The organism is Pseudomonas sp. HTZ2 (genome assembly GCF_033173945.1).
Lineage (GTDB): Bacteria > Pseudomonadota > Gammaproteobacteria > Pseudomonadales > Pseudomonadaceae > Aquipseudomonas > Aquipseudomonas guariconensis.
The window spans coordinates 2,359,413-2,373,147 of record NZ_CP137332.1 but is presented as its reverse complement, the minus strand read 5'-3'; the positions used below and the strand labels follow the sequence as shown (position 1 = coordinate 2,373,147).

Annotated in this window: 13 protein-coding genes; 4 read left to right on the top strand and 9 right to left on the bottom strand. The window is 61.8% G+C overall.

Annotated features, from left to right (window positions below; all coding sequences use genetic code 11):
• Window positions 1-64 precede the first annotated feature (64 nt).
• Complete coding sequence (locus R6G97_RS10970) at window positions 65-811, top strand: NRDE family protein (protein WP_250034305.1); 747 nt, start codon at window positions 65-67, stop codon at window positions 809-811.
• A gap of 58 nt (window positions 812-869) precedes the next feature.
• Here R6G97_RS10970 and ptsP read toward each other — a convergent pair whose 3' ends face one another.
• The 4 genes from ptsP to ilvA all read right to left on the bottom strand — a co-directional run bounded on the left by ptsP (window position 870) and on the right by ilvA (window position 5,911).
• The gene (ptsP, locus tag R6G97_RS10965) at window positions 870-3,149 is read right to left on the bottom strand and encodes a phosphoenolpyruvate--protein phosphotransferase (protein ID WP_070571747.1); all 2,280 of its coding nucleotides are present in this window, start codon (window positions 3,147-3,149) and stop codon (window positions 870-872) included.
• A 22-nt stretch (window positions 3,150-3,171) separates the two neighbouring features.
• On the bottom strand, window positions 3,172-3,651 hold the full coding sequence (locus R6G97_RS10960) for an RNA pyrophosphohydrolase (protein ID WP_029614755.1): 480 nt from the start codon (window positions 3,649-3,651) through the stop codon (window positions 3,172-3,174).
• A gap of 281 nt (window positions 3,652-3,932) precedes the next feature.
• The gene (locus R6G97_RS10955) at window positions 3,933-4,358 is read right to left on the bottom strand and encodes a DUF2269 family protein (protein WP_102081414.1); all 426 of its coding nucleotides are present in this window, start codon (window positions 4,356-4,358) and stop codon (window positions 3,933-3,935) included.
• Window positions 4,359-4,396: 38 nt separating this feature from the next.
• The gene (gene ilvA, locus R6G97_RS10950; protein ID WP_090343422.1) at window positions 4,397-5,911 is read right to left on the bottom strand and encodes a threonine ammonia-lyase, biosynthetic; all 1,515 of its coding nucleotides are present in this window, start codon (window positions 5,909-5,911) and stop codon (window positions 4,397-4,399) included.
• A 141-nt stretch (window positions 5,912-6,052) separates the two neighbouring features.
• Between ilvA and rpiA the strand changes: the two genes are divergently transcribed.
• Window positions 6,053-6,727 (top strand): ribose-5-phosphate isomerase RpiA, encoded by a 675-nt coding sequence (rpiA, locus tag R6G97_RS10945; protein WP_043211467.1) that lies wholly within the window; start codon window positions 6,053-6,055, stop codon window positions 6,725-6,727.
• A 103-nt stretch (window positions 6,728-6,830) separates the two neighbouring features.
• Here the strand turns inward: rpiA and R6G97_RS10940 are convergent, their stop codons facing one another.
• The 4 genes from R6G97_RS10940 to R6G97_RS10925 form a co-directional block, all read right to left on the bottom strand.
• Window positions 6,831-7,736: an SdiA-regulated domain-containing protein gene (locus R6G97_RS10940; RefSeq protein ID WP_317848088.1), complete on the bottom strand. Its 906-nt coding sequence runs from the start codon at window positions 7,734-7,736 to the stop codon at window positions 6,831-6,833.
• Window positions 7,737-7,801: 65 nt separating this feature from the next.
• Window positions 7,802-8,725: an SdiA-regulated domain-containing protein gene (locus tag R6G97_RS10935; RefSeq protein WP_182942137.1), complete on the bottom strand. Its 924-nt coding sequence runs from the start codon at window positions 8,723-8,725 to the stop codon at window positions 7,802-7,804.
• Between the two features lie 145 nt (window positions 8,726-8,870).
• Window positions 8,871-9,536, bottom strand: coding sequence for a fumarylacetoacetate hydrolase family protein (locus tag R6G97_RS10930; protein WP_102081413.1), 666 nt, complete (start codon window positions 9,534-9,536; stop codon window positions 8,871-8,873).
• A gap of 26 nt (window positions 9,537-9,562) precedes the next feature.
• Window positions 9,563-10,960, bottom strand: coding sequence for an FAD-binding oxidoreductase (locus tag R6G97_RS10925; RefSeq protein ID WP_317848087.1), 1,398 nt, complete (start codon window positions 10,958-10,960; stop codon window positions 9,563-9,565).
• A gap of 170 nt (window positions 10,961-11,130) precedes the next feature.
• Here R6G97_RS10925 and serA point away from each other — a divergent pair, with 170 nt between their 5' ends.
• Window positions 11,131-12,360, top strand: a complete 1,230-nt coding sequence (serA, locus tag R6G97_RS10920; RefSeq protein ID WP_043211478.1) for a phosphoglycerate dehydrogenase — start codon at window positions 11,131-11,133, stop codon at window positions 12,358-12,360.
• A 169-nt stretch (window positions 12,361-12,529) separates the two neighbouring features.
• On the opposite strand, the gene R6G97_RS10915 is transcribed toward serA, so the two are convergent.
• Window positions 12,530-13,006 carry a DUF4399 domain-containing protein gene (locus R6G97_RS10915; protein WP_043211481.1) on the bottom strand — a complete coding sequence of 159 codons (477 nt, stop codon included), beginning with the start codon at window positions 13,004-13,006 and terminating at the stop codon, window positions 12,530-12,532.
• Between the two features lie 227 nt (window positions 13,007-13,233).
• Between R6G97_RS10915 and R6G97_RS10910 the strand changes: the two genes are divergently transcribed.
• Window positions 13,234-13,713: a transporter substrate-binding domain-containing protein gene (locus R6G97_RS10910; RefSeq protein ID WP_043211568.1), complete on the top strand. Its 480-nt coding sequence runs from the start codon at window positions 13,234-13,236 to the stop codon at window positions 13,711-13,713.
• The last annotated feature ends 22 nt before the right edge of the window (window positions 13,714-13,735 follow it).

Sequence of the window (13,735 nt, the reverse complement as noted above, 5' to 3'; positions counted from 1 at the left end):
CTGTCAGGTGATGGATAGACGCAGCCCTAGTGGGTAGAGTGGCCAAAACAACCGAGGCCCTGACATGTGCCTGATCGTTTTCGCCTGGCGGCCGGGGCACGCCCTGCCGCTGATCGTCGCGGCCAACCGTGACGAGTTCTACGCCCGCCCGACCCAGGCCCTGGCCGCCTGGGAGGACGCCCCGGGCGTGCATGCCGGTCGCGACCTGGAAGCCGGTGGCACCTGGCTGGGCATCGGCCCCCTGGGACGCTTCGCGGCGCTGACCAACATCCGTGACCCACAACAGCCACTCGGGCCACGCTCACGCGGCGAGCTGGTGGCGGCCTATCTGCGCGGGGACCTGGGCGTGGAGGCTTACCTCGACCAGGTGGCCAGCCGCAGCAGCCAGTACTCAGGATTCAATCTACTGGTGGGCGATGCAGGGCAGCTGGGTTACCTGAACGCACGCCAGACCTCGCCGCGCCTGCTGGAGCCTGGGGTGTACGGGCTGTCCAATGCCGGGCTGGATACGCCCTGGCCCAAGCTGATCAAGGCGCGTAGTGGGCTGGAGGCGTTACTTGAGGATCCTCAGCCGGAGCATCTGCTGGCGTTGCTCGCCGATGCAGCGCCGGCCCATGACAGCGATCTGCCGGAAACTGGCGTGGGGTTGGCGACCGAGAAGCTGCTGTCGAGCGTGTTCATTGCCAGCCAGAACTATGGAACACGGGCGAGTACGGTATTGCTGGTCGATGACCAAGGACGGCGGCGAATCATCGAGCGCAGTTTCGGGCCCTTTGGCGGGCACTTGGGAGAGGTCGAGCTGCTGGTCTGAAAGGCATTGGTGTATCGGCCTCTTCGCGGGTTTACCCACGAAGAGGCCAGGAGTGATGTCAGAGGGTCTTGTTGGCCCCAGGCCCGATCATCCGCGCCAGCCCCAGGTTCTTCAGGGCCAACTGCAGCGAACTGTGGATAACCTGCGGGTTGTCATGGCTCATGGCATCGACCAGCAGTTCCTTGGCCTTGCTCATGTTGATCTGACGCAGCATCCACTTCACCTTTGGCAGGTTGGTGGCGTTCATCGACAGGCTATCGAAGCCCATCGCCATCAGCAGCACGGCGGCAGCTGGATCGCCGGCCATCTCACCGCAAATGCTCACCGGTTTGCCTTCTTCATGGGCGACGCTGACCACGGTCTGCAAGGCCTGAAGCACCGCTGGATGCAAGTAGTCGTAGAGGTCGGCGACGCGCGGGTTGTTGCGATCGACCGCCAACAGGTACTGGGTAAGGTCGTTGGAACCGACCGACAGGAAGTCCACCTGACGCGCAAGCTCGCGGGTCTGGTACACCGCGGCAGGAATTTCGACCATCACCCCGACCGGCGGCATCGGCACATCGGTGCCTTCGTCCCGCACCTCGCCCCAGGCGCGGTGGATCAGGTGCAGCGCCTCTTCCAGCTCATGGATGCCGGAGATCATCGGCAGCAGAATGCGTAGATTGTTCAGGCCCTCGCTGGCCTTGAGCATGGCGCGGGTCTGCACCAGGAAGATTTCTGGGTGGTCGAGGGTCACACGGATGCCACGCCAGCCCAGGAAGGGGTTTTCTTCCTTGATCGGGAAGTACGAAAGCGCTTTGTCGCCGCCGATATCGAGGCTGCGCATGGTCACAGGCAGCGGATGGAACGCCTGCAGTTGCTCACGGTAGATCGTCAGCTGTTCCTTCTCGCTGGGGAAACGCTGGTTGATCATGAAAGGCACTTCGGTGCGGTACAGGCCCACGCCTTCGGCACCACGCTGCTGGGCACGGGCGACATCGGCCAGCAGCCCCGTGTTGACCCACAACGGCATGCGGTGGCCATCCGGGGTCACGCACGGCAGCTCACGCAGGGCATCCAGCCCCTGGGCCAGCTGGCGCTCCTCCTCGACCACGTCGCTGTACTGCTTGCGCAGCACCTCGCCCGGGTTGGTGAACACCTCACCCTTGTAGCCGTCGACGATCATTTCGATGCCGTCGACCTTCGAGTACGGCAGGTCGACCAGGCCCATGACCGTCGGGATACCCATGGCCCGAGCCAGGATCGCCACGTGGGAGTTGCCCGAGCCGAGTACCGAGACCAGGCCGACCAGCTTGCCCTCCGGTACCTCGCCGAGCATCGCCGGGGTCAGTTCCTCGCTCACCAGGATGGTGTTGTCCGGGTAGACCAGCGTCTGCGAGCGCGCCTCCTGGAGATAGGCCAGCAGGCGCCGGCCCAGGTCCTTGACGTCCGATGCCCGCTCACGCAGGTAATCGTCGTCCATCAACTCGAAGCGGCTGACGTGCTCGCCCACCACCTGGCGCAGGGCGCCCTGGGCCCATTGGCCGGTCTTGATGACCTGCGCCACCTCGCCGCCCAAAGCCGCGTCCTCGAGCATCATCAGGTAGACGTCGAACAGCGCGCGCTCTTCCGGGCGCAACTGGGTGGCGAGCTTGGCCGACAGCTTGCGCATGTCGGCGCGCACACCTTCCAGAGCGGTGTTGAACAGCTTGAGTTCGGTGTCGATGTCCTCGACGGTCTTGTCCGGGACCACTTCCAGATCGGCCGGCGGCAGCATCACCACGGCCTTGCCGACGGCAGCGCCCGGCGAGCCAGGCACACCGACGAAGCGCGCCTCCTGGATGCCCTTGCCCTGGCGGCCCAGGCCCCGGATGGAGCCGGTGGCCTCGGCATGGGCGATAACGCCTGCGAGCTGGGCGCTCATGGTGACCAGGAAGGCTTCTTCGCCTTCGTCGAACTGGCGGCGCTCCTTTTGCTGGATGACCAACACCCCGACCACACGACGGTGGTGGATGATCGGTGCACCGAGGAAGGAGGCGAAGCGCTCCTCGCCGGTTTCGGCGAAGTAGCGATAACGGGGGTGGGCGGCGGCGTCTTCGAGGTTCAGCGGCTCTTCCCGGGTACCGACCAGGCCGACCAGGCCTTCGTTGGGGGCCATGCTGACCTTGCCGATGGAGCGTTTGTTCAAGCCCTCGGTGGCCATGAGCACGAAACGGTTGGTATCCGGATCGAGCAGGTAGACCGAGCAGACCTGGCTGCCCATGGCTTCCTTGACGCGCAAGACAATGATCCCCAACGCCGTCTTGAGATCTTTGGCGGAGTTCACTTCCTGGACGATCTTGCGCAGCGTATTGAGCATGGCTCGGGGTCGGACTCCGTCGTCAGTCGCGCGTCAACAGGCGCGGGGCTAGCTCTTTCAAGGCGCGGCGATAGACCTCACGCTTGAATGTCACCACCTGGCCCAAGGGATACCAGTAGCTGACCCAACGCCAGCCGTCGAATTCCGGCTTGCCGGTCAGGTCCATGCGTACCCGCTGCTCATTGCTCACAAGGCGCAGCAGGAACCACTTCTGTTTCTGGCCAATGCACAGGGGCTGGCTGTGGGTGCGCACCAGGCGCTGGGGTAAACGATAACGCAACCAGCCACGGGTGCAGGCAAGAATTTCCACATCCTCGCGTTCCAGGCCTACTTCTTCGTTCAGCTCGCGGTACAGGGCGTCTTCCGGCGTCTCGTCAGGGTTGATGCCACCCTGGGGGAATTGCCAGGCATCCTGGTTGATCCGTCGAGCCCATAGCACCTGCCCGGCATCATTCGTAAGAATGATCCCGACATTGGGGCGAAAACCATCCGGGTCGATCACGGCAGCAACCTCGCAAACGCATGTCAACGCATTGTTCCACAAAGCTCACGAGCGCAGCAACGCGCCCGCCAAGCTTATGTGAGGCGAGGTGAAAACTCTGTGTTCCATGGGGTCTTGCCGGGGCCCGGCTCATGAACGTCGCCGAGGGTCTGTAACGATATACCGCGGTTTCATGAAGGGTTGGTGACGGAGCATCGCAGCTGCGCCAGCGCCTACCTTTCAAAGCGGATCCAGGTGGAAGCTGGCCACCTACGATGGGGCGTGGAACGACCCCTTGGGGCTCAGATCGGCTTGGCGCCCATCAGTCCGGCGATGGAGAGCAAGCACACGCCACTGATCAACGCCAACGCCAGGGTGAAGCGCAACCCCGTGGGTTCAGCCTTGCGCAGCCGGTTGAGACGGACCAACAACCACCAGGCAGTGAACGCGCCAACGCTGTAGATGACGCTGGAGGCCAGTAACCACGTCTGCCCCAGGGGCCAGCCGATCAGGTGCACCAGCCACCAACCGGTGAACGGCATGCTCACCAAGCAAACGCCCATCAACAACCAGACAAACACCAGAGGCCGGCGCAGCAGCTTGCCGTAGGCCTCGGCATCGCCACGACGGCGGGCAGCGACGGTCCAGGTCGCCAGGCCCAGCGCGCCCAGTAGCAACAACACGGTGGCACCGATGTGCAGGGCCTTGAGGGTGGTCAGGTATTCCATATCTTCACGTCCTTGAGCGATAGGGCAAGCTTAGTCGTTTAGCCCAGGAACAGCTTGTAAGCCGGGTTATCGGTCTCGTCCCAGTAGGGGTAGCCGATCTTGGCCAGTGCCGCCGGTACCAGGTGGCGTTCGTCGTCCGGTACCTGCAGGCCTGCGACCACTCGGCCATCGGCTGCGCCGTGATTGCGGTAGTGGAACATGGAGATGTTCCAGCGACCGCCGAGTTTATTGAGGAAATTGAACAGCGCCCCTGGGCGCTCGGGGAACTCGAAGCGCAGCACCATCTCGTCGCTGGCCCCTGCCGAGTGCCCGCCGACCATGTGGCGGATATGCAGCTTGGCCAGTTCGTTGTCGGTCAGGTCGGTGACAGGGAAGCCTTGCTCGGTCAGTTGCTGGACCAGCATCGCCCGCGGATCGGTTTCAGGGTGAGTCTGCACGCCAACGAAGATGTGCGCTTCCTTGTCGGCGTGGTAACGGTAGTTGAACTCGGTGATCTGGCGCTTGCCGATCGCCTCGCAGAATGCCTTGAAGCTGCCCGGTCGCTCCGGAATGGTCACAGCGATGATCGCCTCGCGCTTTTCGCCCAGTTCGGCGCGCTCGGCCACATGGCGCAGGCGGTCGAAATTGACGTTGGCACCCGAGTCGATCGCCACCAGGGTCTGGCCGGATACGCCATACAGCTCGACGTATTTCTTGATGCCCGCCACGCCCAAGGCGCCTGCAGGTTCGGTGATCGAGCGGGTATCGTCGTAGATATCCTTGATGGCAGCGCAAATCTCGTCGGTGCTGACCGTCACCACCTCGTCCACATACTGTCGGCAGATGTCGAAGGTATGCTGGCCGATCTGCGCCACCGCCACGCCGTCGGCGAACAGGCCGACCTGCGGCAGCACCACGCGCTCGCCTGCAGCCATCGCGGCCTGCAGGCAGTTGGAATCGTCCGGCTCGACGCCGATCACCTTGATCTCGGGACGCAGGTACTTCACATAGGCGGCGATGCCGGCGATCAGGCCACCGCCGCCGACGGGCACGAAGATCGCGTCCAGGCGCCCCGGGTGCTGGCGCAGGATTTCCATGGCCACGGTGCCTTGACCGGCAATGGTGTGGGGGTCGTCATAGGGGTGAATGTAGACGAAGCCCTTCTCGTCGACCAGCTTGAGCGAATAGGCCAGCGCCTCGGGGAAGGAGTCGCCGTGCAGCACCACCTTGCCGCCGCGCGAGCGCACGCCTTCGACCTTGATCTCCGGGGTGGTCTTAGGCATCACGATGGTTGCCTTGATACCCAATTCGCGCGCCGCCAGTGCCACACCTTGGGCATGGTTGCCGGCCGAGGCGGTGACCACGCCGCGGGCCAGTTCTTCTGGGCTCAGCTGCGCCAGTTTGTTGTACGCCCCACGGATCTTGAAGGAGAACACCGGCTGCAGATCCTCGCGCTTGAGCAGGACCTGGTTGCCCAGCCGCTTGCTCAACTGGCCAGCGCTCTGCAGCGGGGTTTCGACAGCGACGTCGTAGACGCGCGAGGTGAGGATCTTCTTGACGTACTGTTCGAGCATCGGGAAAGCATCACTGGCCGCGGGACAAGGCCTGGGAGTCTACCGCAGCGCTACGTCGGGCGACCACAGCGAAACCGAGGTTTTGCCGGCACTTGCGTCTATAATACCGGGCTTTGAAATCCCGCCCCTCTCGGAGCCCGCATGACCCAGGACCAACTCAAACAGGCCGTCGCCCAGGCTGCCGTCGACTTCATTCTGCCCAAGCTGGATGAGAAAAGCGTCGTCGGCGTCGGCACCGGTTCGACCGCCAACTTCTTCATCGATGCCCTGGCCAAGCACAAGACCGCCTTCGACGGCGCTGTCGCCAGCTCCGAAGCCACCGCCGAGCGCCTGAAGTCCCATGGCATCCCGGTGTACGAACTCAACAGTGTCAGCGAACTGGAGTTCTATGTGGACGGTGCCGACGAGAGCGATGCGCACCTGAACCTGATCAAGGGCGGCGGTGCGGCCCTGACCCGGGAGAAGATCGTCGCGGCGGTGGCCAAGACCTTCATCTGCATTGCCGACGCCAGCAAGCTGGTGCCCGTGCTGGGCGCCTTCCCGCTGCCGGTCGAGGTGATCCCCATGGCCCGCAGCCACGTGGCTCGCCAGTTGGTCAAGCTCGGCGGCGACCCGGTGTATCGCGAAGGCGTAGTGACCGACAACGGCAACGTCATTCTTGACGTGCACAACCTGCAAATCACCGACCCGGTCGGCCTGGAGTCGCAGATCAACGCCATCGTCGGCGTAGTCACCAACGGCCTGTTCGCGGCGCGTCCGGCGGACCTGCTGCTGCTCGGCACCGCCGAAGGCGTCAAGACGCTCAAGGCCGAGTAACCCTTCTGGGGCTGCATTGCAGCCCGTTGAAGACTTCGCCAGTTTCCACCGGTATCCGGTGGGAGTTGGCGACTTTGAGCTCAGACCTGCTAGCGACCCGCGTTCAATCTGTCGATTGCCTGAAGACGTAGAACAGGTTCGGCTCACTGACCAGATAGATGGTCCCCTCCTCGTCCATGGCCAGGCCCTCGGCCTGCGGCACACTGCGCTTGAGCCCCTGAAAGCCTTTGTTCAACGAAAGCGTGCTCAGCGGCCGGCCCTCCACATCCAGTTCCACCACCAACCGAGACTCATCCGACAGCGCCAGCAAATGCCCCGTGCGCTCGTCGAACTGCAGGCTCGACAGGTCACGCACGAACAACCGCGAATCGCGCTTGCGGTCCTGCACCACATGCACCGCATAGGGTTTTCCGGGTTTTCCGTGGGGGAAGCCGTGAATCTCGTAGATCATCATCGGGTCGCGCTCCTTGGCCACGAACAGGCGCTTGCCTGCCGAGTCGTAGGCCAGGCCTTCGAAGCCCTTGTTGCCATTACGGCCAATGGCCAAGGTGAGCTGCTCGGCATCGTTGGCGTCGAGAAACAGTGTGTCGTCGTCCAGATGCACGCGGATCAGCCGCTGCTCACGCTCGTCGGTGATCACATAACTGTTGGTTCCCACGTATTCCACCGCCTCGGGATCGCTGAAGCCGGTCAGGGGGACGCGGCGCAGGATGCGACCTTCCAGCGACAGTTCGATGAGTTCGGAGCGTTTGTTGGTGACGGTAAAGAGGGTCTTGCGGTCGGGGTCGAAGGTCAGCGCCGAGATATCGTCATCCAGCCCTGCGATAGGCTGGGCTTCGAGCGTCACACGGTAACGATCAAGGCCTATGCCCTGCTCGGCAGGCTGCCACCAAGCCTGAAGATTGAACCAGCCACGCTCGAACAGACGAAACTCATGGGCGGCCAATCCACCCGCCAGCAGCGCAAGGCACGGCACCAGAACAAGGAACAGGCGTGAACGACGACACATGAAGATAGATCCGATAAGAAAGGCCGGAATCTAATCATGGTCGACTGAAATAAAACTTAATGCCGTCAGTTCTTTCTGAAACGATAGAAAAGGTCTGGCTCACTCACCATGTACAGGTTGCCCTGGTCATCCGTCGCCACGCCCTCGGCGCGCGGAATGGTGTGCTTCAAGCCGTTGAAACCGCCGAGCAACGTCATGAAGCTGACCTGTTTGCCCTTTTCGTCCAGTTCCAGCAGCAAGTTGGAATCAGCCGACAAGACCAGCAAATGGCCCGTGCGGGGATCGATCCACAAGGCGGAGAGATTGCGCACATCGAGCTGGTCGCTGGGCACAACCTGCTTTTCGCCTTTGAGCGGGCTTTTGCCATCGGTGCTCCAGGCATACAGTTTGGGCGGACGCTCTTCACCCAACAGCAGACGCTGGCGGACAGGGTCCCAGGCGATGGCCTCGAAACCCTTGTTGCTGTTGGCTGACTTGCCCAGGTCGTGGTGCGGATGGTCCGCGTAGGTCAAGCTGGAGGTGCTGGCATCCACGCTCACCAGGGTCATGTCATGCTTGCGCTCGTCGACGATCGCGATCTGGCCATCGGCCAACACCGCGACCCCTTCGGGGTTGTCCCAGCCCACCAGCGGGATCTTGCGCAGCACATCACCCTCGAGGCTCAGCTCGACCAGGAAAGGGTTGTTCCCCATTACCGCGAACAGGGTCCGGGTAAACGGGTTGAACGCCAGGTCCGATGGCTCATCGTCCGACATGCCCGGCAATACCTTGGCATCGATGTCCGCCACGTAGTCCGGCAGCCAGACGCTTTCACCGCGCTCGACCTTGTTCTCGAAGCGCTCCTTGACCCACAGCACGGCGCGATCGTCCCAATGCATGATCACCGCCAGGACATAGCCCAACACTGCGACTACCCCTACCCATACCTGCCAACGACGGAAAATACCGCGCTTGCGAACTGGGCGTGGAGCACTGGAGGTAAATGCCATAGAAGAGCGCTTCCTGGTATCGCCGAGTTCTCCCTAACTTCGGCTAATGAAATATCCGGGGCATTATCCGGATGATTTGTGAAAAAAACGGCAAATATCGCGTTGAATACGATGACAGCCCGATAAGACTGTCATCGTCAGCGGGTCACAACACGCGGCTTTCGAAGCGGCTCGCGCCGGGAAGCTCCAACACCAACTCATCGCCCACCCTCAAGGGGCCGACGCCAACGGGTGTACCGGTGAGGATGACATCACCCGGGAGCAGGGAGAAGTGAGCGGCAATATGCTGGATGACCGGCACGATGGGGTTGAGCATCATCGCGCTGTTGCCGTCCTGGCGGACTTCGCCGTTGATCGACAGGCGAATGCCGATATCGGTCAGGTCCTCGAAGGTGTCGGCGACCACGAACGGCGGCAGGACGCAGGCACCGTCGAAGCTCTTGGCCAGTTCCCAAGGCAGGCCCTTCTCCTTGAGCTTGGCCTGCACGTCGCGCAGGGTCAGGTCCAAGGCCGGGGCAAAGCCGGAAATGGCATCGCGCACTTCTTCTTCGCTGGGGTGGGTCGACAGCGGCTTGCCGACCAGCACGGCAATCTCCGCTTCATAATGCACGGCCCCCCGCTCGGTCGGGATCTTGAAACCACCCTCCAAGGGCACCACACAACTGCCGGGCTTTATGAACAGCAGAGGCTCGCTGGGGATTGGGTTGTCCAGCTCCTTGGCATGTTCGGCGTAGTTACGGCCTATGCAGACCACCTTGCCCAGGGGAAAGTGGATGCGCGTGCCGTCTAGGTACTGGTGCTGGTAACTCATGGCCGACTCCTCTGGATACTGCGTACTTATTCAGGAGCGAAGATCTTACCCGGATTCATGATGCCGTTCGGGTCGAACACCCCCTTTATTGCCTTCATGCAGGCAATTTCCTCAGGTGACCGGCTGTAGCCCAGGTAGTCGCGCTTGGTCATGCCCACGCCATGCTCGGCGGAGATCGAGCCGTTGTAACGCTGGACGATCTCGAACACCCATTTGTTGACCTTGGCGCAGGTGGCGAAAAACGCGTCCTTGGCCATGTCATCGGGCTTGAGGATGTTCAGGTGCAGGTTGCCGTCGCCGATATGGCCGTACCAGACCACTTCGAAGTCCGGATAGTGCTGACCGACGATGGCATCGATGTCCCGCAGGAACGCCGGCACCTTCGAAACCGTGACGGAAATGTCGTTCTTGTAGGGTGTCCAGTGGGAAATGGTTTCGGAGATGTACTCGCGCAGTTTCCATAGGTTCTTGAGTTGGGTCTCGCTCTGGCTCATCACGCCATCGAGTACCCAGCCCTGCTCGACGCAATGCTCGAAGGTGGCCAGGGCTTCGTTGGCCACATCTTCGGTGCTGGCTTCGAACTCCAGCAGGGCATAGAACGGGCAATCGGTCTCGAACGGCGGCGGCACGTCGCCACGCCCCATGACCTTGGCCAAGGCCTTGTCGGAGAAGAATTCGAACGCGGTGAGGTCGAGCCGGCCCTGGAAGGCATGCAGCACTGGCATGATCGAGTCGAAGTCCGGCGTACCCAACACCATGGCGGTCAAGTTGCGCGGCGCACGGTCCAGACGCAGCGTGGCCTCGACCACGAAGCCCAGGGTGCCTTCGGCGCCAATGAACAGCTGACGCAGGTCGTAGCCGGTGGCGTTCTTGATCAAGCCCTTGTTCAACTCGAGCAGCTCACCCTTGCCGGTCACCACTTTCAGCCCTGCTACCCAGTTACGGGTCATGCCATAGCGAATGACCTCGATGCCGCCGGCATTGGTGCCGATGTTGCCACCGATCTGACTGGAGCCCGACGAGGCGAAATCCACCGGGTAATAAAGGCCGTTGTCCTCGGCGAACTGCTGCAACTGGCGAGTGATCACGCCCGGTTGGCACACCACGGTGCGGTCGAAGGCGTTGAAGTCGAGGATCCGGTTCATGTAGTCGAAGGCCACCACCACCTCGCCGTTGGCGGCCACCGCGGCGGCAGAGAGGCCGGTGCGCCCGCCCGAGGGCACCAACGCGACTTGATGTCGATTGGCCCAGGCGACAATGGCCTGCACCTGCTCGATGGACCGAGGGAAGACGATCGCCGAGGGCGCCGGTGGATAGTGCTTGGTCCAGTCCTTGCCGTAGGCCTCCAGCGAAGCCGGGTCGGTAAGAACCTTGCTCGGGTCGACCAGGGTCATCAGTTCATCAAGTACCGCGGTGTTGGTCATCGGCTGAACTCTCGAACTATTCATAGTCACCCTGAGCACTCTTCACCTGTCGGGATAAGCTCAGATTCTGTCGCGTATGCTAGCATAGCGCTCCCGCCGTTCGTGCTAAGGCCGACGCCGCGCCGCTTTACCCCCCTGCCATTTTTTCTCCGGGATACAGGTTTACGCAGATGAGCAAGACTTCTCTCGACAAGAGCAAGATCAAGTTCCTTCTTCTTGAAGGTGTGCACCAGAATGCGGTCGATACCCTCAAGGCTGCCGGGTACACCAATATCGAGTACCTCACTGGTTCCTTGCCGGAAGCAGAGTTGAAGGAAAAGATCGCTGATGCCCACTTCATCGGCATTCGCTCTCGCACCCAGCTGACCGAAGAGATCTTCGACTGCGCGAAGAAACTGGTCGCTGTCGGCTGCTTCTGCATCGGTACCAACCAAGTCGACCTGAACGCAGCCCGCGAGCGCGGTATCGCCGTGTTCAACGCGCCGTTCTCCAACACCCGCTCCGTTGCCGAGCTGGTGCTGGCCGAAGCCATCCTGCTGCTGCGTGGCATCCCCGAGAAGAACGCTTCCTGCCACCGTGGCGGCTGGATCAAGAGCGCGGCCAATTCCTTCGAGATCCGTGGCAAGAAACTGGGCATCGTCGGCTACGGCTCGATCGGCACCCAATTGTCGGTCCTGGCCGAAAGCCTGGGCATGCAGGTCTACTTCTACGATCCGCTGACCAAGCTGCCGCTGGGCAACGCCACCCAGGTGACCAGCCTGCATGAGCTGCTGGGCCTGGCCGACATCGTCTCGCTGCACGTGCCTGAGCTGCCATCCACCCAGTGGATGATCGGCGAGAAGGAAATCCGTGCGATGAAGAAGGGCTCGATCCTGATCAACGCCGCCCGTGGCACCGTGGTCGAGCTCGACCACCTGGCCGCCGCGATCAAGGACCAGCACCTGATCGGCGCCGCCATCGACGTCTTCCCGGTCGAGCCTCGCTCCAACGACGAGCAGTTCGAAAGCCCGCTGCGCGGCCTGGACAACGTGATCCTGACCCCACACATCGGTGGCTCCACCGCCGAAGCCCAGGCCAACATCGGCCTGGAAGTGGCCGAGAAGCTGGTCAAGTACAGCGACAACGGTACGTCCGTATCGTCGGTCAACTTCCCCGAAGTTGCCCTCCCGGCGCACCCAGGCAAGCACCGCCTGCTGCACATCCACCAGAACATCCCCGGCGTACTCAGCGAGATCAACAAGGTCTTCGCCGAAAACGGGATCAACATCTCCGGCCAGTTCCTGCAGACCGACGAGAAAGTGGGTTACGTGGTCATCGACGTGGATGCCGAATACTCGGACCTGGCGCAGGAAAAACTCCAGCAGGTCAAGGGTACTATCCGCTCTCGCGTGCTGTTCTAAGTTACTGCGCTGCATAAAAAAAGGAGGCCCGGGTGGCCTCCTTTTTTTTGCCTGTGTATCGACGGTGTCTGTTTCGCGGGTAAATCGGAGCGCCGAACCGCCGCTCCCACAGGTCATGTATCGCTCTCAAGCATCTCGCTGTGCCAGAGGGCCGCGAAAGAGTCGGGATTTACTTCACCTGCACGGTGATCTTCTGCGACTCGACGCTTGGCTTGAACGGCACATGGAACCGGTCCCCCAGGACCAGTTGCAGGGTGTGCTTGCCTGGCGTCAGGGTGATGGTGGCTTCGGTCTGCGCCTTGCCGAAGTGCAACACTTGCGGGCCGGCCGGCAGTGGTGCGTTGTTCTCCGGCATCAAGGTGGTCGGCAGCGGCTGGTCAGCCGCAGGCTCTTTGTCGACATCAACCAGCAGATGATGGTGACCCGTGTGCGGGGTCGCATCGCCCGCAGGCTTGAGCCCCATGCCCTCGATGCCGAACTTGACCGTGAAGGTCTTGTCGACGGTCGCTCCGTCAGCGGGGGAAACGATGAAGACCTTGGCGCCCTCGGGCGGCTCCTGACTCTTCAGCGCGTCCGCGGCGCCCGCGAACACCGACACCCCCATCAACAAGCCGGCAACGGCAGCACGCGAAAATAGGCTGTTCATTCACATCTCCTGTGTTTCACTTTCATTGACTACTGTCCATTAACGAACCGCAGCGATAAATCACCATAGTTCAATTGGGCGCCAAGGTCTTGCCGGACAGGATCAGAAAAAATGATCGCCGCTCAAAACATTGCAGCGCAGCTAAGGTCATAGCCTGCATTCGACCGTAACAAGTCAGAAAGTCGCGGCGAAACATATTCAACTGCCAAAAGAAAATGGGGGCATTCATGCGTTTGAGCACTGGCGTACTTCTGGCACTTTTGATCAGCCCATTGGCCCAGGCCGAGCTGATAGACGACGTCAACGACCGGGGCGAGCTGCGCATTGCCGTGCAATCCGATACCCCACCCTACGCCTACAAGGAAAACGAACACCTGACTGGCTTTGAAATCGAGCTGGGCCAGGCCATCGCCAAGGAACTGGATGTGCGTGCGCAATTCGTCGAGGCCCCTGCGGATCAGTTGCTGCCTGGCGTTCAGAGCGGCAAGTTCGACATCGCCCTCGATCAGCTCGATGCCAAACAGACACTCGATGGGCAATTGGATATCAGCCAGCCCTATGGCGCCGACGCACGGGTGATTCCATTCCAGAAGGACAACCCGGCGTTCGAAAGCGCAGTGAACAATGCCCTGCAGCGCATCAAGGACGACGGCCGTCTGACGGCATTGGAACAGAAGTGGCTCAAGAACCAGGCAGCGAGCCAGTGATGGCGTGCCAAACGCTGCAGGG

Excerpts from the sequence above, each read along its gene's own strand:
- R6G97_RS10970 (WP_250034305.1), top strand. The coding sequence starts at position 65 with ATGTGCCTGATCGTTTTCGCCTGGCGGCCGGGGCACGCCCTGCCGCTG.
- ptsP (WP_070571747.1), bottom strand. The coding sequence starts at position 3,149 with ATGCTCAATACGCTGCGCAAGATCGTCCAGGAAGTGAACTCCGCCAAA.
- R6G97_RS10955 (WP_102081414.1), bottom strand. The coding sequence starts at position 4,358 with ATGGAATACCTGACCACCCTCAAGGCCCTGCACATCGGTGCCACCGTG.
- ilvA (WP_090343422.1), bottom strand. The coding sequence starts at position 5,911 with ATGCTCGAACAGTACGTCAAGAAGATCCTCACCTCGCGCGTCTACGAC.
- rpiA (WP_043211467.1), top strand. The coding sequence starts at position 6,053 with ATGACCCAGGACCAACTCAAACAGGCCGTCGCCCAGGCTGCCGTCGAC.
- R6G97_RS10940 (WP_317848088.1), bottom strand. The coding sequence starts at position 7,736 with ATGTGTCGTCGTTCACGCCTGTTCCTTGTTCTGGTGCCGTGCCTTGCG.
- R6G97_RS10935 (WP_182942137.1), bottom strand. The coding sequence starts at position 8,725 with ATGGCATTTACCTCCAGTGCTCCACGCCCAGTTCGCAAGCGCGGTATT.
- R6G97_RS10930 (WP_102081413.1), bottom strand. The coding sequence starts at position 9,536 with ATGAGTTACCAGCACCAGTACCTAGACGGCACGCGCATCCACTTTCCC.
- R6G97_RS10925 (WP_317848087.1), bottom strand. The coding sequence starts at position 10,960 with ATGACCAACACCGCGGTACTTGATGAACTGATGACCCTGGTCGACCCG.
- serA (WP_043211478.1), top strand. The coding sequence starts at position 11,131 with ATGAGCAAGACTTCTCTCGACAAGAGCAAGATCAAGTTCCTTCTTCTT.
- R6G97_RS10915 (WP_043211481.1), bottom strand. The coding sequence starts at position 13,006 with ATGAACAGCCTATTTTCGCGTGCTGCCGTTGCCGGCTTGTTGATGGGG.
- R6G97_RS10910 (WP_043211568.1), top strand. The coding sequence starts at position 13,234 with ATGCGTTTGAGCACTGGCGTACTTCTGGCACTTTTGATCAGCCCATTG.